Source organism: Burkholderia mayonis, assembly GCF_001523745.2.
Classification (GTDB): domain Bacteria; phylum Pseudomonadota; class Gammaproteobacteria; order Burkholderiales; family Burkholderiaceae; genus Burkholderia; species Burkholderia mayonis.
Map to the genome: position 1 here is coordinate 2,549,860 of NZ_CP013386.1, position 16,733 is coordinate 2,566,592.

Sequence of the window (16,733 nt, forward strand, 5' to 3'; positions counted from 1 at the left end):
GCATGAACGCCAATCCCAAGTTCCTGTCGGCCGACGCCCGCGTCGACGCCGCCGCCGTCGCCCCGCTGCCGAACTCGCGCAAGGTCTACGTGACGGGCTCGCAACCTGACATTCGCGTGCCGATGCGCGAAATCACGCAATCCGACACGCCGACGAGCTTCGGCGGCGAAATGAATCCGCCGATCTACGTCTACGACACGTCGGGCCCGTACACGGACCCGGACGTCAAGATCGACATCCGCTCGGGCCTGCCCGCGCTGCGCCAGCGCTGGATCGACGCGCGCGGCGACACCGAAACGCTGACGGGCCTCACGAGCGAGTACGGCCGCGAGCGCGCGGCGGACCCGGCGACGGCCGAGCTGCGCTTCCCCGACCTGCACCGCCACCCGCGCCGCGCGCGAGCGGGCAAGAACGTCACGCAGATGCACTACGCACGCGCGGGGCTCATCACGCCCGAGATGGAATACATCGCGATCCGCGAGAACCAGCGCCGCGCCGAATATCTGGAAAGCCTGAAGGCGAGCGGCCCGAACGGCGCGAAGCTCGCCGCGATGATGGGCCGCCAGCACGTCGGCCAGGCGTTCGGCGCCGCCGCGTTCGGGGCGAACGCACTCGCGGAGATCACGCCCGAGTTCGTTCGCGAAGAAGTCGCGCGCGGCCGCGCGATCATCCCGGCGAACATCAACCACCCGGAAACCGAGCCGATGATCATCGGCCGCAACTTTCTCGTGAAGATCAACGCGAACATCGGCAACTCGGCCGTCACGTCGTCGATCGGCGAGGAAGTCGACAAGATGACGTGGGCGATCCGCTGGGGCGGCGACACGGTGATGGACCTGTCGACGGGCAAGCACATCCATGAAACGCGCGAGTGGATCATCCGCAACAGCCCGGTGCCGATCGGCACGGTGCCGATCTACCAGGCGCTCGAAAAGGTCAACGGCCGCGCCGAGGACCTGACCTGGGAAATCTTCCGCGACACGCTGATCGAACAGGCCGAGCAAGGCGTCGACTACTTCACGATCCACGCGGGCGTGCGTCTGCAATACGTGCCGCTCACCGCGAACCGGATGACGGGCATCGTGTCGCGCGGCGGCTCGATCATGGCGAAGTGGTGTCTCGCGCATCACAAGGAAAGCTTCCTGTACGAACACTTCGAGGACATCTGCGAGATCATGAAGGCGTACGACGTGAGCTTCTCGCTCGGCGACGGCCTGCGCCCCGGCTCGATCTACGACGCGAACGACGAAGCGCAGTTGGGCGAGCTGAAGACGCTCGGCGAGCTCACGCAGATCGCGTGGAAGCACGACGTGCAGGTGATGATCGAAGGTCCGGGCCACGTGCCGATGCAGTTGATCAAGGAGAACATGGACCTGCAGCTCGACTGGTGCAAGGAAGCGCCGTTCTACACGCTCGGGCCGCTCACGACCGACATCGCGCCGGGCTACGACCACATCACGTCGGGCATCGGCGCGGCGATGATCGGCTGGTTCGGCACCGCGATGCTGTGCTACGTGACGCCGAAGGAGCACCTCGGCCTGCCGAACAAGGACGACGTGAAGGAAGGCATCATCACGTACAAGCTCGCCGCGCACGCCGCCGACCTCGCGAAAGGCCACCCGGGCGCGCAGGTGCGCGACAACGCGCTGTCGAAGGCGCGCTTCGAGTTCCGCTGGGAAGACCAGTTCAACCTCGGCCTCGATCCGGACAAGGCGCGCGAATTCCACGACGAGACGCTGCCGAAGGATTCGGCGAAGGTCGCGCATTTCTGCTCGATGTGCGGCCCGCACTTCTGCTCGATGAAGATCACGCAGGACGTGCGCGAGTTTGCGGCGCAGCAGGGCATGTCGGAAACCGATGCGCTGAGGAAAGGCATGGAAGTGAAGGCGGTCGAGTTCGTGAAGAGCGGCTCGGAGATCTACCATCGCCAGTAATGCGGCGCGCGCCGCGGCAGTGCCCCGAAAGCCCGCCTCGCGCGGGCTTTTTCACGTATGCGTCACGGCGCGCCGGGCGCGAAACAAATGATTACGAAAGCGATAGGGCTCTAACAAGTCCTTACAGCGCAAAACGTATCGCCCGCGTAGATTTTTGAGTGTGGGCTGCGTTCCAGAACGCGCCTACGCATCTCTTTCATCCGAGGATTGAACAATGAAATCGATTCGGCGTATTGGGGTATGCGCAATGCTCATCGCAACGGTAGCGAGTCTGTCGGCATGCGATACGATGACTCGCCAGCAACGGAACGCAGCAATCGGCGCGGGCATCGGCGGTGTCGCCGGCGCGGCGATCGGCGGCAACGCCCTGTCGACGATCGGCGGCGCCGCCGCAGGCGGCCTCGTAGGCAGCCAAGTCGGCAAGTAAGCCCGCGAATCGGGCGCGCCGCTCAAGCGGCCGCGTCCTTGCATGCGGGCGATGCCCGCCGCGTTCGTCGTGGCGGGCATCGCCCGGCCGTTTCGCGAAACCGTGCGAGCATGGCGATTCGTGCGACGATTGCGCCGCGGCCAGCGGCGGAAATGATCCGTTACCGTTTCACACAGCGTTTCACACGAGAGCGGTCTAAGCTCGCAAGCATCGAACCCTGCCCCGCACGCACGACTGCGGAACCATCATGAACAAGACGCTTGTCGCCGCAGCACTCGCGAGCATCGCGCTTGCCGGCTGCTATTACCCGTACGGCTATTACCCTGCCGGCGGCTACTACCCTGCCGGCGGCTATTACGCGGCGCCGGTGGAAACCGCGCCCGTCTACGTCGCGCCCGCGTATCCGTCGTACTACTATCCGGCGCCCTCGCTGTCGCTCAACTTCGGCTACTGGGGCGGCGGCGGCCGCGGCTGGCGCCATCACTGAGCCTTCGCCGCGCGACGTCGGCATGCCGACGTCGGCGCGCGGCGCGCCGGTTTCATCTTCGCGCCGGCCGGTCGCCGACGATGCGCGGCTCTCGCTCTCGTTGCCGAACATTGCAGTTTCATCGCAGCCTGAAACATCGCGCGACAGCGCGGTGTAAGATGCTTGGCCGATCTCCCCTCGACAGCCAAGTGTCCGATCCTCGATGAACATCAAGAACGCCTTTCTGCTGATCATCCTCGCCGCGCTATGGGGCGCGTCGTTCCTCTTCATTCGCATCGGCGTCACCGAATTCGGCGTCGCGCCGCTGATGGCGCTGCGCGTCGGCATCGGCGCCCTCTTCCTCGTCACGCTCATGCTCACGCGCTACTCGCCGCGCGAACTCGCCGCGCTGCTGCGCAAGCACGCCTGGCCGCTCTTCGTCGTCGGCCTGCTCAATTCCGCCGCGCCGTTCTGCCTGTTCGCGTTCGCCGAGCTCACGCTGTCGGCGGGCGTCACGTCGGTCATCAACGCGACGACGCCGCTCTGGGGCGCGCTCGTCGCGTATCTGTGGCTCAAGGATTCGCTGTCGCTGCCGCGCGCGCTCGGCCTCGTGGTCGGCTTCGCCGGCGTGCTGACGCTCGTCTGGGATCAGGTGTTCTCGCCGCACGGCGCGAATCCGGCCTCGCCCGCGACGGCCGCGCTCGCCGCCGCCGCGGCGCTCGGCGCGACGCTGCTGTACGGAATTGCCGCGAACTTCACGAAGCGCAAGCTCACGGGCGTCGATCCGCTCGTCAACGCGACGGGCAGCATGGTCGGCGCGACGGTCCTGCTGCTGCCGTTCGCGCTCGCGACCTGGCCCGCCGCGCCCGTCTCCCCGCACGCGTGGGGCTCGGTGCTTGCGCTCGGCATCGCGTGCACGGGCATCGCCTATTTCATCTTCTTCTACCTGATCGCGCACGTCGGGCCGGCGCGCGCGATTACCGTCACGTTCGTGATCCCGGTGTTCGGCATCCTGTGGGGCGCGCTCTTCCTCGGCGAACGCGTATCGTTCGCGATGCTCGAAGGCTGCGCGATCGTGCTGCTCGGTACCGCGCTCGCGACCGGCGTGATCAAGCGGATTCCCGGCATCCGGTCGCAGCGGAACGAGGCTGCGTGACGGCGGACGACGGATGCGAGCGCCGCGCGGCGCCGCTGGCATGCGACGGTGCAGCGCGGCGTGACGCCGTGCTGCGGCGGGATCGCGCGACGCGGTGCGTCCCACGAGCCGCGTGTATCGGCTGGTGAGTCGGAAACGTCGAGCCTCACGGAGTTCATCTCGAATATCCCGACGCCCGATACCGTTCGGTGAGCAGATCATCGGGTGTCGAGCATCGCGGATATCGCTGCCGGCGGTGCACGCGCGATCGTTGGCATCCGGAACGACAGCGCGTACGTTGATACGACCCCACGCGGCCAGAACCTGCTTGACGCCCTCAATCTGTACCGACTGGTGAGTCGAATTCGCTTCAATCGCTTGAATCGATAGGCGACCACATCCACTGCATCGACAAGCGGGCGCCGTCCGCAGGACATCCCCGCACCATGCCGCCGACCGGCCCGCCGCCGCGTGGCGGGGCGCGCCTCGCCCGTCGTCCAGAGCCTGCTTTCGTCCGGCGCGGCGACGCGACATTGCGACACCGGGTTAAGCGTATCCCCGATGCGCAATACACGCTGACATTCGTTACACTCGATTTAATTCCCCATCGGACGCGGAAATGACGCACTTCGTCTTTCGCCGCGTGGTCCTTATGAGCGCTCGCGCACATGTCCGCCGCACGGCGCGCCCTTTACCGCTCTTGGCGGCGATGCTGACAACATGCCCAAATCGCAGAGGCTCTCGCCCGACAGCCTCATCTCGCAGCTCACCCGCGGCGACGAAGGCTGGTGCGCGCAATATCACGACATCACCCTTTCAAGCGCCTTTCAATCGGTGATTTCGATCACGCACAAGCGCGTCGTCGGCTACGAGGCGCTCGTGCGCGCGACCGACGCGAACGGCGCGCCGATCTCGCCCGACACGCTGTTCGCGCGCGCGCAGGCGCGCGGCGAGACGATCCTGCTCGATCGCATGACCCGCTGCCTGCACGTCGCGAACTTCGCCGCGCAGGACACGGGCATGTGCTGGCTGTTCCTGAACGTGCTGCCGCAGATGTTCGACGCCGGCGTCGCGCCGCGCGAGTTCATCGAGGCGCTGTGCGCGCACTTCGCACTGCCGCCGACGCGCGTCGTGCTCGAAGTGATCGAGCAGCCGTCACGCAACGAAGCCGCGCTCGCCCGCACGCTCGACATGATCCAGCACGGCGATTTCCTGATCGCGATCGACGATTTCGGTACAGGCTTCTCGAACTTCGACCGCATCTGGCAGATGAAGCCCGACATCGTGAAGCTCGATCGCTCGATCGTCGAACGCTCGCTCGCGGCAAGCGACGCGCACCGGATCGTCCATCACCTCGTCACGATGCTGCACCACGCGGGCACGATGGTGCTCGCGGAGGGCGTCGAGAACGAAGACGCTCTACAGATCCTGATGGATGCCGACGTCGACTTCGTCCAGGGCTTCTGCTTCGGCCAGCCCGATCCGTCGCTCGAGCGCGCGCGCCGTTACGCGCCGACATGCATCGAGGCCGCATGGGCGCGCTTCGCCGAGCGCGTGCAGGAGCGGCGCAGCGGCGCCGTGCATCCCGGGTTCGACACGATCGAGCGGATCGTGCTCGCGGGCGCCGCCGATTACGCCGAAACCCAGGACCTGCGCGGCACCGCGCAACGGCTGCTGACGAATCCGATCGTGCGGCGCGTGTTCGTCGCCGAGGCGAACGGCGACCAGATCGAGCCGTCCGTCACGCCAGAGACGCCGGATGCGCCGAGCGTGACGACGCGGCGGCTCGCGCCGCTGCTGCCGGAATTGCATAGCAACTGGTCGCGGCGCGCGTATTTCCAGCGTGCGGTCGCGGCGCCCGGACGCGTCGCGCTGATGGGACCGCACTTCTCGCTGACGGACGGCCGCGACTGCTACACGGCGGCCGTCGCGATCCATCTCGGAACGACGCTGAAGGTGTTTTGCGTCGACTTCGATTTCTCCTCGTCGGACGGCGACGGGCAGTAGGGGCGCGGCGGAGGCGGCGTGCGGATCGAACACCGCCTCGCTTGCGAGTGCCTCGCGGACAGGGATGGACGAATGGAGATATGAGCGGCGCAGCGATACGCCGCGTGCATTTGTCCATTCGACGTCCGCTCGATGAAGGCGATATGCCATTCGATGTGTATAGACACTCGATCCGAATGCGAGGCGCACGATGGGTGCGGGTGCGGCTGCGGCTCGAGCAGGCAGCTTTCGAGTTGCCATGCCGCGCCGCTCGCTCGAACCTCGGTTTCATTCGCTGGCCGAGCAACGGGTATCCCATTTGACCGCCGTTCACCGGCTTAGGCGCACACACAACAGCATTTGCGGAGCCGTGCGTCGACCTAGCTGCTGCCGGCCTTCGCGCCGGGCCCGGTCGATCGTTGTCATCGGCACGCTCGATCCGCGTGCGACGTGCCGGACATCGAACGTCGCTTGCGGCTTTCGGCTTTGAACTTCCAGCTTTGAACGTCGAGCTTCGAGCTTCGAGCTTCGAGCTTCGAGCTTCGAGCTTCGAGCGCCGCATATCGAGCGCCAAAAGCCGAACGCGTTCAATCGACGATTCTGCCGCGCCCCGACTTCACCTCGCCGCGCCGGCTCTTCTCGGCAAGCCGGCGCTCCTTCGACGCACGCGTCGGCCGGGTCGCAATCCGCTTGCGCAGCGTCACGCCGGCGCTGCGGATCAGCATATCGAGCCGCGCGAGCGCGGCCGCGCGGTTCTTCTCCTGCGTGCGGTACTCCTGCGCCTTGATGACGACGACGCCTTCGCGCGTGATCCGCTGATCGGAACGCGCGAGAAGCCGCGCCTTCACTTCGTCCGACAGCGACGACGCGCGGATGTCGAAGCGCAGGTGAATCGCACTCGACACTTTGTTGACGTTCTGCCCCCCGGCACCCTGCGCGCGAACCGCCATCAACTCGACCTCATCCGGCGAGAATGCGTAGCGCAGCGTCATCGCGTCCCCTCCGGCCGAGCGCGCAGCGCGTCTGCGATTCGCGCGGCCAACCCGGAATCGCGCGCGGTGCGCGTCGCGATCGCGAGCGCGAGCACCGCGCGCGGGCCGATGATCTGCACCCGCGAACGCGCGCGCGTGATTGCCGTATAGACGAGTTCGCGCGACAGCACGCGATTGAACGACGCGGGCAGGATCAACGCCGCGTCGTCGAACTCCGAGCCCTGCGACTTGTGGACGGTCAGCGCGAACGCCGTGTCGTGCGGCGGCAGCGCGGCGGGCGACACCGCGCGCGCGCGGCCGTCCGCGCCGCGGAACCAGACGCGCAGCGCGCCGCGCGCGTCCGGCAGCGCAATGCCGATGTCGCCGTTGAACAGCCCGAGCGCGTAATCGTTGCGCGTCACCATCACGGGCCGTCCCGCGAACCAGTGCGCGCCGATCGCGAGCGGCACGCGCATCGCACGGCGCACCTCGGCCGCGACGCGCGCATTGACCTCGTCCGCGCCGCGCGCGCCCGTGCGCGTCGCGCAAAGCACGCGGAAGCGGTTGAGCACGTCGAAGAGCGGCAGCGAATCGGGCACGGGCGTCGCGAGTGCGTCGCGCAGCGCGGCCGCGTAGCCGGCGAAGCCCTGCGCGATCCGTTCGATCGTCGCGGCCGACAGCGTCGCGCCGCCGTCGTCGCACAAGCGTGCGGCCGCATCGTCGGCTGTCGACAACGCATCGAGTGCATCCTGCACCGCGCCGCGGCGGATCGCGAGCGACAGCCTGCCGATCGGCGAATCGAGGCCGAAACGATAGTTGCGCTCGAGCCAGACGACGCAGTCGGTCAGCGGCGCGGCGGCAAGTGCTGCCGACGATGTGGATTCGACGGGCGTCATCGATGCCGAAGCGCCCGGTTCCACGCCCGCATCGGCGCTCATGCCGGTTACTGCATCGGCACGCACGCGTGCAACGGCTCCGGCTGCCGATACGGTGCCCGGCTCGCCCGACGCGGCATGCGTCGCGGCGTCTTCGAGTGACGAGAAGGACGCGTTGTCGAGCCACGCGAGCTCGCCTGCGTCGATCCACGCAGCCGGCTCGGCGGCGGACGCGTCCCACGGCAAATCGGCCGGAATTCCGTCATCGGCCGGTGCCGGTCTGCGTTGCGCGCCACCCATGCCGTGAACATCCCGCACGTTCGACGCCCCGTGCACGCCCGATGTGTCGCGCCGATTCTGCTGCGCGTCGCCCAGTGCGTCATCGCCCCGCGTGCTTTCGTCGTCGAACGCGAACAGCGATCCCTGCGCATCGTCGGCCGCGCGTTTCGATTCGCGTGCGCCGCCTCGCCGACCGGCGCGCGGCGGCGCAGGTTCGGCAGCGGCCTTGTCGGCCGCCATGGCCATGGCTCGCGCCGCAGGAACGGCCGCATTGGCCAAAGCGCACGCCGCTGCGCTCGCATCGATGACGGCCTCGCGTGTATCCGCAGTGGCCGTCCGAATCCCCGCCGCGTCGCGGACGATCCCGTCCGGCAGCGCCGCCACGAACTCGGCCTCGTCGATGCCGAGCGCGCGCGCGATCGTCGTGCACGCCGTCGCGCTGAACGCAGGCTGCGCGCTCAGCTCCGCGAACACCGCGCCCGCTTCGACGGCCGCGAGCTGATCCTTGTCGCCGAGCAGCACGAGGCGCGTGTTCGGCGCGAGCGCGTCGAGCAGGTGCGCGGCGAGCGCGACGTCGATCATCGACGCTTCGTCGACGATGACGAGGTCGTACGGCAGCGGGTTGTCGCGGTGATGCGCGAAGCGCCCGCCCGGACCGCCGCCCAGCAGCCTGTGCAGCGTGTACGACTTCTGCGGCAGGCGCATCGCGAGCTCGGCCGGCAGGCTGCCGGCGCGCGCGTGCAGCGCCTCTTGCATCCGCTGCGCCGCCTTGCCGGTCGGCGCGGCAAGCGCGATCCGCAAGTCGGGATGCGCGTCGAGCAGGCACGCGATCACGCCGGCGACCGTCGTCGTCTTGCCAGTGCCCGGCCCGCCGCTCACGATCGTCACGCCGCCCGTCAGCGCGACGAGTGCCGCGACGCGCTGCCAGTCGACGCCCCGCTCCTTCTGCGGTCCGAAATAGCGAACGAGCCGCTCGCCGAGCGCCTCGGGCGCGAGCCCGCCGACGCCGCCCATCGCGGCATCGGCGGAACGGGCTCGCGCGACGAGCGCGGTCGCGAGCCGCGTCTCATATTCGAAGTAACGCGCGAGATACAGGCGCCCGTCACGATCGACGACGAGCGGACATTCACCGCCGCGAGCAATCCCGCCGAACGCGGTCACGCCGCTCGCCGCAAGCGTATCGCTCACGTCGGCGAACGGCTCGTCGTAGCGCTGCGCGAGCGCGTGCAGCGACACGCACACGTGCCCCGCCGCCGTCGCGCGGCTCGCGGCAAACGCTGCGCGCGCCGCCCAGCGCGCCGCCGCGGCGGGTGCGCCGAGGCGGCGCGACAGCATGCCGATCCGGCGCGCGAAGCCTTCGGCGAGCGCGAGGCCGAAATCGGCCGGCTCGGGCAGACGGTCGGCGAGGCCGCCCGTCCAAGCGAAGCGTTCGTCGACCGTACTCATGCCGCCCCCTCGCGCATCAGCGCATCGAGCGCTTCGACGAGCGCGCGCGCCGGCCGTCGCGCATGCACGCCCGCCGGTGCGTCGCCGCTGCGCCAGCCGGGCCGCACGCCGCGCACGAACAGATACAGATAGCCTGCGATGTGCGCGTCGTAGTCGTAGTCGCGCATCCGCACGCGCAGATAGCGATGCAGCGCGACCGTATAGAGCAGCGCCTGCAGGTGATACGCGTGGTGCGCCATCGCGGCGTCGAGCGCGCGCGGGCCGTACGCATCGGGCGTCGCGCCGAGATGATTCGACTTCCAGTCGACGATCCAGAAGCGGCCGTCGTGCTCGACGATCATGTCGATGAATCCTTTGACGAATCCGGCAAGCGTGCCCGCTTCGAGCGCGACGTCCGGATAGCCGTGCGCGGCGAGCAGCCGCCGCAACGCGTTGAAATCGAGCGCGGGCGCGGGAAACAGGAATTCCATTTCCGTCAGGCGCCGCGCCGGATCGAGCGCCGCCAGGCGCATGCCCGGCACGAGCTCGGTTGCAGCGAGATCAGCGACGAGCCGCGTCATCATCGCGGGCAGCCGCGCGGCGAGCGCGAGCTCCGCTTCGACCGGGCGCTCGTGCAGCGCGCGCAGCGCGGCCGCCGGCCATGTGGACGCGTCGGAGAAATCGCTCAGCTCGAACAGCCGGTGCAGGCATTCGCCCGCCGCCGCGCCGCGCGGGAATGCGAGGATGTCGTCTTCGGCGGGCTCGCGCGCGACGGCAGTCGCCGCTCGTGCGGCGGCGTCGGGCGCGTCCGCATCGATCGCGGCGGCGAGCGCGTCGTGATCGGGCCGCGTTTCTTCGTCGGCGACGCCCGCGATACCGCCCTCCTCGCGCGCGAGCGCCGACGTGAGCGAACTGAAACTCGCGATCCGCCATGCGTCGCGCAGCCCGCGCGTCGCGCGTCGCGCCGCTCGCGTCGCGTCCGTCTCGTGGCCGGCCGCGAGCGGCTCGCGATGCGCCGGTACGGGCAGCGCGCCGAGCGTCACGGGGCCGCCTGCGAGCGCCTGCCAGCGCTCGGCGAGCTCCGCGTCTTCGGGCGGCTCCTTGAGCCATGCGTCGAAATCGCGGCCCGCGCCCGCGACGAGCCAGTTCAGCACGCTGCGCCGCGCCTCCTTCGTCGAGCGCGACGACACGTATGTGCCCGCGACCAGATAGCAGCGGTAGACGGCGCGCGTGAGCGCAACATAGACGAGCCGCGCGCGCTCCGCCGCCTGCTCGCGCATCGCTTCGCGCGACGCGCGTTCAGCCGCCTCGTCGTCGCAGCCGTAATGCAGCACCGCGCCGCCCGCTTCGTCGTGATACTCGCGCGCATCGGGCAGGCCCGAGCCGCTCGGCTCGCGCAACCCGCCGTCGTTCAGGAACGGACAGAACACGATCGCGTATTCGAGCCCCTTCGACTTGTGCACGGTGACGATCTGCACGAGGTTGCGATCGGACTCGAGCCGCAGTTGCGCATCGTCTCCACCGCCTTCGAGGCGCTGCGCGGCGAGCCAGCGCAGCGTCGGCGCGATGCCCGGCTGCGCGGATGCGCGCGCCTGTGTCAGCTCGGCCAGATGGTTGACGTCGGTCACGCGCCGCTCGCCGTCCTGACCGGCCATCAGCCGCTCGGCGATCCGCAGCTCGTTCGCGAACGTGCGCCACATCACCGCAAAGCCGCGTTCGCGCCACAACAGCCGATAGCGGGAAAAGCGCTCGACCCAGCCCATCGCGTCGGCATCCGCCGAAGGCGGCGCGGCAGCGCTCGCCGATGCGCGCGCGCGCCCGTCGTCCGCAGCTACGCGCGCTGCGTCCTCGACGTCGCCCTGTGCCGCGTCGCCTTGCTCGAGACGCCAGAGCGCCGCCGCATCGAGCCCGAACCAGTCGGATGCGAGCGCCGAGCGCAAACGCCGCAGGTCGCCGGGTGCATCGATCGCCGCAAGCACGCGTTCGAGCTGCTCGGCGTCGATCGTCGCAAACACCGACGCCTGCGCAAGCTCGACGCTGCCGATGCCCCATGCGGCGAGCACGCGCTTCACGAGACTGCCCTGCCTATGGGTCTGCACGAGCACCGCGATGCCGGACGCCGCCAGCGGCTCGCCGCCGAGCGTCACCTCACGCTCGCGCGCGCCGCGCATCAGCCGCGCGATCTCGGCCGCGCACGCATGCGCCGCCTGCCGCTGCGCGTCGCGCTTCGTCAGCCCGCCGTCGCCGGCGGGCAGCGTCCACACGCGGAAGTCGCCCGCGCCCGCGAGCGGATCGGTCGTATCGACGAGCGGCGCACGCATGCGCGAGCCGGCGCGCACCGGCTCGTAATCGAGTCCGTCAAGCACGAACGCGCGGGCATTCGCGCCGAACACGCGGTTGCACGCGTCGACGATCGCGGGCGTCGAGCGCTGGTTCACCGCGAGCGTGTAGCGCGCGGATGCCCGCGCACGCGCGGCGAGATACGTATGCAGGTCCGCCGCGCGAAAGCTGTAGATCGCCTGCTTCGGATCGCCGACGAGAAAGAGCGGGCCGGCAGGCGCGAAGATCGTGTCGAAGATCGCGAACTGCAGCGGATCGGTATCCTGGAACTCGTCGATGAGCGCGGCCGGATAGCGCGCACGCAGCGTCTCGCGCAGCCATGGATGCGCTTCGAGCGCGTGATACAGGTTCGCGAGCAGATCGTCGAACGACACGACGCGGCGCGTGCGCTTGCGCTGCGCGAGCTCGGCAGGCGCGGTGTCGAGCCATTGCGCGACGATCGACAGCCAGCGCGCGCGCTGCGCGGCCTCGACCGCGGCAACGGCCGCCTCGAGCGCCTGCGCGACGTCGAAGAATGCGTGGCGCGGCGTCGCGCCGCCTTTTTTCGTCGCTTTTTCAAGCGCGGCCTGCGTGAGCTTGAGCGCAGCGCGCGGCAACGCGGCCACCACGCTCGCCTGCTCGAAGTAGCGCGCCCACGCGTCGAGCGCCTCGGCCACCGCCTCCGGCTTGTGCGAGCGCTGGTTCAGCGACGGCTGCGCGCCGGCGAGCAACGCGTCGAGCGCGCCGCGTTCGGCGCGCCAGATGCCGGCCGCCGCGTCGAAGTGCTCGCGGGCGGCGGCCTCCGCATCGTCGTCGGCCGTGTGCAGTCCGTCCCAGCGCAACTCGGCGAGCGGCTTTTTCAAGCGCCGCGCGAGCTGCGCGTCGAGCGCAGCAGGACTCGCACCGTATTCGACGAGCCACTCGGCGAACGCCGGATGCGCCGCCGCAACCGGCTCGACGCGCGTACGCCAGAAATCGGCGGCAAGTTCGAAGCGCAGCGCGCCGTCGTCCGCCTCCATCTCGAACGCGAACGGCATCGCGGCCGCGAACGGCGCTTCCTGCAGCGCGCGCTGGCAGAACGCGTGGATCGTGTGGATCGCCGCCTGGTCGAACGCGCGCAGCGCGCGTCGCACGCGCTTTGCGGCCGTCGCCGGATCGAGACCGCGCGCGGGCGAAAGCGTCGTCTCGAACAGGCGCGCGACGAACGGATCGTTGCCGTCGTCGCCCGTGTCGAGCGCATGCGCGAGCTGGGCGAGGCGCCCGCGAATCCGCTCGTGCAGCTCGGCCGTCGCCGCCTTCGTGAAGGTGACGACGAGAATCTCGTCCGCGCCGAGATCCTTTTCGAGCAGCAGGCGCACGTAGAGAGCACAGATGTTCCAGGTCTTGCCGGTGCCCGCCGACGCTTCGATCTGGTTCACGCCGTCGAGCGCGCACGCGAAGACGTCGAGCTCGCTCGTCGACGGGCCGGACAGTGCGGCGCGGCTCATGACGCCCTCCGCAAATGCTCGACGAGCGGATCGAACACGAGATGCGCGAGCGCGCCGAACGGCTCGTCGAGCGACGGATTCGCACCGCGCCATGCGAGGGCGAGCGCGGCATCGTCGGCTTCGCCCGCGACGCGGTCGTTGATCCATACGCCAGCCGCCTTCGATTCGCTCTCCGACACGAGCGCCCATGCGCTCCTCGGGAAAAACGCGAGCGGCATCCGGCGGCCCGCGCGGAACAACGCGGCGAGCGGCGCAAGCTGCTCGAGCGGCGCGGCGACGGGCGCGAATTCGAACGTGTCGCCGCTGCCGAACCACCGCGTGCGGCGCGGTCCGTCGGGATCGATCGTGCAATAGACGAGATGCGCGAGCCACGCGGACAGATAGTCGCGGGCGCCCGGCCGCGCGTAGCGGTAGATCACCTGCCCCGCCGCCGTCAGCCGCGCGAGCGCGCCATGCAGGCGCAACGGCTCGCGCGTCGCCGCGAACGCGAGTTCGGCGTCGTGCGCGCCGAACCATCGCGCATCGCCGGCCGCGGGCCAGGCGGGGGAAATCTCGAATGCGAACGGCATGCGCGTCGCGCCGTCGGCAAGCGCGCGCCGAACGTTGCCCGCGAGCTGCGCAAGCGCGTCGAGCTCGTGGTCGCGCCGCACCGCGCCCGTCGCGCCGCCCGGCACCTCGGGGCTCGCGTCGGCGACGCGCAGCACACGCTCGAACGCTGCCGCATCGGCCGTCTCGATCAGGAACGGCAGCACACGCTCGGCGAGCGCGTCGCTGCCCGCGTAATCGAGCTCGAACGGCTCGGTGTCGACGAGTTCCGCCTGTGCGTCCGCGAGCACGATGCCGAGCCGCGCACGCAGCAGCGAGCGCGCCGGATGGCGCCAGAAGCGCTCGAAATCGGCGAAGGCGACGGGCTCCGCAGGCTCGGCCGGCAGCGGCCCGGAGAAAAACGGCTGCGCCGCCGCTTGGCCGCCTTCGGCAAGGAGGCGCGCGAGCGTCGCGCGCGACGCGTCGTACGTGAAGAGCGCGCCGCCCGGTGCAAAGTACTCGGTCGAGAACGGCTGCAGCGGATGCTCGATCACGAACGCGCGGCGCGCGGCGTCGATCGCGTCGGGCGGCGCGTCCGGCCCTGCCGACACCGTCGCCAAATGATCGAGCAGTTCGTCGACGAGCGCCGCGGGCGGCAGCGGTGCGTTGTCGCGAATGCTGCGGCCCGTGTAGGCGATCAGCAGACGGTCGCGCGCCGCGAGCAGCAAATCGAGGAACAGGTTGCGCTCGTCGTCGCGGCGCTGCCGGTCGCCGAGCTTCGCGAACACGGCCATCAAGTCGAATTCGTCCGCGCGCGTGAGGCTCGGCAGCACGCCGTCGTCCATCCCGATCAGGCATACGACGCGATACGGCAGCCCGCGCAAGCTCGTCAGCGACGAAAACGTGACGCCGCCCCACGGCACGCCGCCGCGCGCCGGATCGTCGAGCGCCGCCGCAAGGCCCGCGCGCACGACGGCGGCCGGCAATTCGACGCCGCCCGCGCCCTCCGCCATCGCGGCGAGCATCGCGTCGAGCGCGTCGCGCACGCCGGACAGCGCGTCGGCGAATGCCGGGCCCGAATCGAAGAAGCGCGCGAGCGCATCGGCGAACGCGTCGCCCCAGCCTTGCGGCGTCAGGTCGCCGGCAATCCGCTGCGCGAAGCCGTCGAGATCGTCGGTGAAGCGCGCGAGCCGGCCGAGCAGCTCGGCTTCCCCGCCTTCCGCGCCGGAGATCGGCAGCCACGTGGAGACGGGCGCCGCGCCGTCCGGCATCGCGTAGCCGAGGAAGAGCCGCGTCAGCGCATCGGCGAACGTGTGGCGCAACGCGGGCACCGCCGCGTTCGCATTTTCCGGCGCGTCAGGCGCGAGCCCGCGACGCGCGCCCGCCGCCGCGAGCCACGTCTGCACGGTCTCGAGCGCCGCCGCGTCGATGCCGTAGCGCGCGGCGACCGCATCGACGCGCAGCCATTCGATCAGCTCCGGCGCGCCGACGTTGCGCTCGGGCAGCGCGAGCCAATCGAGCAGCACGCGTGCGACGGGATTCGCCTGCGACGGCGGCAAGCCGGTGATCCGATAGGGAATGCGCGCCGTGTCGGCGCCCGGCGTGGTGCCGAACACCGCGTCGATCAGCGGCCCCGCCGCCGCAAGATCCGGCATCGCGACGAGCACGTCCGACGGTGCGAGGCTCGGCTCCGCGTCGAACCACGCGAGCAGACGATCATGCAGCACCTCGAGCTGGCGTGCGAGGCTGTGGCATACGTGCACCTCGATGCCGCGCTCGGCGGGCGGCTCGCCGAGCGCGTCCTCCGGCTGCAGTCCGAGGACCGCGTTCTGCACACGCGCGAGCCACGTCGGCGCGGGATTCTCCGCGTAGCGCGACGCGTCGCTCGCCACCGCGCTCTCGGTCAGCTCGTGCAGCATGTGAAGCTGCGCCTGCGTCTGCCGGCCCCATTCGGCGAGGAGCGGATGGCCGACTTCCTGATAGTCGAGCTGGTCCGCCGCGTCGAGCGATTCGGCGCGCGCGGCGGTCACGATGTCGAACCAGAATTCGCGGCACGGATTGAGCGCGTAGATGCGCACGCCGATCCAGCGCGACAGCTCACGCAGCAGCGCGATGTGCAAAGGCGGCATCGTCGGCAGCGCGAACACGCTGACCGATTCCGGCCACTTCGCGTGCGCGACGATGTCGGGATCGAGCGAGCCGACGTCGCGCAGGAACCGGTGCGCAGGCGGCATTTCGCTGTCGGACAGCTCGGCGAGCAATGCGCGCCAGAGCGCCGCCTGCCACGTCTCGTCGTCGCGCGCGGCATCGCCGCCGTGGCGCGGCGCGCCTTCGAGCGCGAAGATCGATTCGCCCTCCTGCCATTGCGCAAGCCACTCCGGGCGATACGTCAGGTAGTGGTCGAACACCGTCGCGATCCGGTGCGCGAGTTCGTGGCGCATCGGCGCATCGGCTGCGGCCAGATACGCGGCGAGCCGCGGCGACGCGCGCCACGGCGCCGCGCCGTCGCCGGACAGCAGCCGGTAGCAGCGCCACACGAGACGATCGGGCGCGAACGGCGAATGCACGGGCACCGTCAGCACTTCGCCGATCTGCGCCCACAGCCATTGCGCGAGATAGCTGAATCGCACGTTCGCGCACACGCCGTGCCGCTTCGCGACGTCGAGCTCGAGCCGCCGGCGCAGCGCCGCGCTCGGCACGATCACCTGCTGCGCGGCCCACGGCCCCGCGCCGTCCGACGCGGCGGCAAGATCGTCGAGCAGCGCGTCAGCAAGCGTCTCGTGGCGGTTCGAATAGAAAAGATGGAGCATGAAGCGGAGCGAAAGACGCCGGGCGGATACCCGGCAAGTCGAGGAGCCAAGGATAGCAAAGGGAGGAGGACCGCGCGAGAATCTGGCCGATCGG

9 protein-coding genes are annotated in these 16,733 nt (G+C 69.8%); 5 read left to right on the top strand and 4 right to left on the bottom strand.

The genetic code is table 11. The features are described 5' to 3' along the window. The first annotated feature begins 2 nt into the window (after positions 1 to 2). The 5 genes from thiC to WS70_RS12310 all read left to right on the top strand — a co-directional run bounded on the left by thiC (position 3) and on the right by WS70_RS12310 (position 5,969). A complete protein-coding gene (thiC, locus tag WS70_RS12290) occupies positions 3 to 1,934 on the top strand; it encodes a phosphomethylpyrimidine synthase ThiC (protein ID WP_059473220.1) in 1,932 nt (643 codons plus the stop codon). A 214-nt stretch (positions 1,935 to 2,148) separates the two neighbouring features. Beyond that, positions 2,149 to 2,361, top strand: coding sequence for a glycine zipper 2TM domain-containing protein (locus WS70_RS12295; RefSeq protein ID WP_025989747.1), 213 nt, complete (start codon positions 2,149 to 2,151; stop codon positions 2,359 to 2,361). Positions 2,362 to 2,608: 247 nt separating this feature from the next. Further along, positions 2,609 to 2,848: a hypothetical protein gene (locus tag WS70_RS12300; RefSeq protein WP_059473219.1), complete on the top strand. Its 240-nt coding sequence runs from the start codon at positions 2,609 to 2,611 to the stop codon at positions 2,846 to 2,848. A 202-nt stretch (positions 2,849 to 3,050) separates the two neighbouring features. Then, positions 3,051 to 3,983, top strand: a complete 933-nt coding sequence (locus WS70_RS12305; protein WP_059597191.1) for a DMT family transporter — start codon at positions 3,051 to 3,053, stop codon at positions 3,981 to 3,983. Positions 3,984 to 4,682: 699 nt separating this feature from the next. Then, positions 4,683 to 5,969, top strand: coding sequence for a sensor domain-containing phosphodiesterase (locus WS70_RS12310; RefSeq protein ID WP_059597192.1), 1,287 nt, complete (start codon positions 4,683 to 4,685; stop codon positions 5,967 to 5,969). Between the two features lie 566 nt (positions 5,970 to 6,535). On the opposite strand, the gene arfB is transcribed toward WS70_RS12310, so the two are convergent. Genes arfB through recC form a run of 4 tightly spaced genes read right to left on the bottom strand, consistent with a single transcriptional unit; the run spans position 6,536 to position 16,639 of the window. Further along, on the bottom strand, positions 6,536 to 6,940 hold the full coding sequence (gene arfB / locus WS70_RS12315; RefSeq protein ID WP_059473216.1) for an alternative ribosome rescue aminoacyl-tRNA hydrolase ArfB: 405 nt from the start codon (positions 6,938 to 6,940) through the stop codon (positions 6,536 to 6,538). Next, positions 6,937 to 9,519: an AAA family ATPase gene (locus WS70_RS12320; RefSeq protein WP_059473215.1), complete on the bottom strand. Its 2,583-nt coding sequence runs from the start codon at positions 9,517 to 9,519 to the stop codon at positions 6,937 to 6,939. Before WS70_RS12320 ends, arfB begins: the two co-directional genes overlap by 4 nt. After that, the gene (recB, locus tag WS70_RS12325; protein WP_059597193.1) at positions 9,516 to 13,304 is read right to left on the bottom strand and encodes an exodeoxyribonuclease V subunit beta; all 3,789 of its coding nucleotides are present in this window, start codon (positions 13,302 to 13,304) and stop codon (positions 9,516 to 9,518) included. Before recB ends, WS70_RS12320 begins: the two co-directional genes overlap by 4 nt. Continuing rightward, positions 13,301 to 16,639, bottom strand: coding sequence for an exodeoxyribonuclease V subunit gamma (recC, locus tag WS70_RS12330; protein ID WP_059597194.1), 3,339 nt, complete (start codon positions 16,637 to 16,639; stop codon positions 13,301 to 13,303). The genes recB and recC overlap by 4 nt, the downstream gene beginning before the upstream one ends. Positions 16,640 to 16,733 lie beyond the last annotated feature (94 nt).

Bases quoted from the DNA above. Each gene is read 5' to 3' on its own strand.
- WS70_RS12305 (WP_059597191.1), top strand. From the start codon at position 3,051: ATGAACATCAAGAACGCCTTTCTGCTGATCATCCTCGCCGCGCTATGG.
- WS70_RS12300 (WP_059473219.1), top strand. From the start codon at position 2,609: ATGAACAAGACGCTTGTCGCCGCAGCACTCGCGAGCATCGCGCTTGCC.
- recC (WP_059597194.1), bottom strand. From the start codon at position 16,639: ATGCTCCATCTTTTCTATTCGAACCGCCACGAGACGCTTGCTGACGCG.
- arfB (WP_059473216.1), bottom strand. From the start codon at position 6,940: ATGACGCTGCGCTACGCATTCTCGCCGGATGAGGTCGAGTTGATGGCG.
- WS70_RS12295 (WP_025989747.1), top strand. From the start codon at position 2,149: ATGAAATCGATTCGGCGTATTGGGGTATGCGCAATGCTCATCGCAACG.
- WS70_RS12320 (WP_059473215.1), bottom strand. From the start codon at position 9,519: ATGAGTACGGTCGACGAACGCTTCGCTTGGACGGGCGGCCTCGCCGAC.
- WS70_RS12310 (WP_059597192.1), top strand. From the start codon at position 4,683: ATGCCCAAATCGCAGAGGCTCTCGCCCGACAGCCTCATCTCGCAGCTC.
- thiC (WP_059473220.1), top strand. From the start codon at position 3: ATGAACGCCAATCCCAAGTTCCTGTCGGCCGACGCCCGCGTCGACGCC.
- recB (WP_059597193.1), bottom strand. From the start codon at position 13,304: ATGAGCCGCGCCGCACTGTCCGGCCCGTCGACGAGCGAGCTCGACGTC.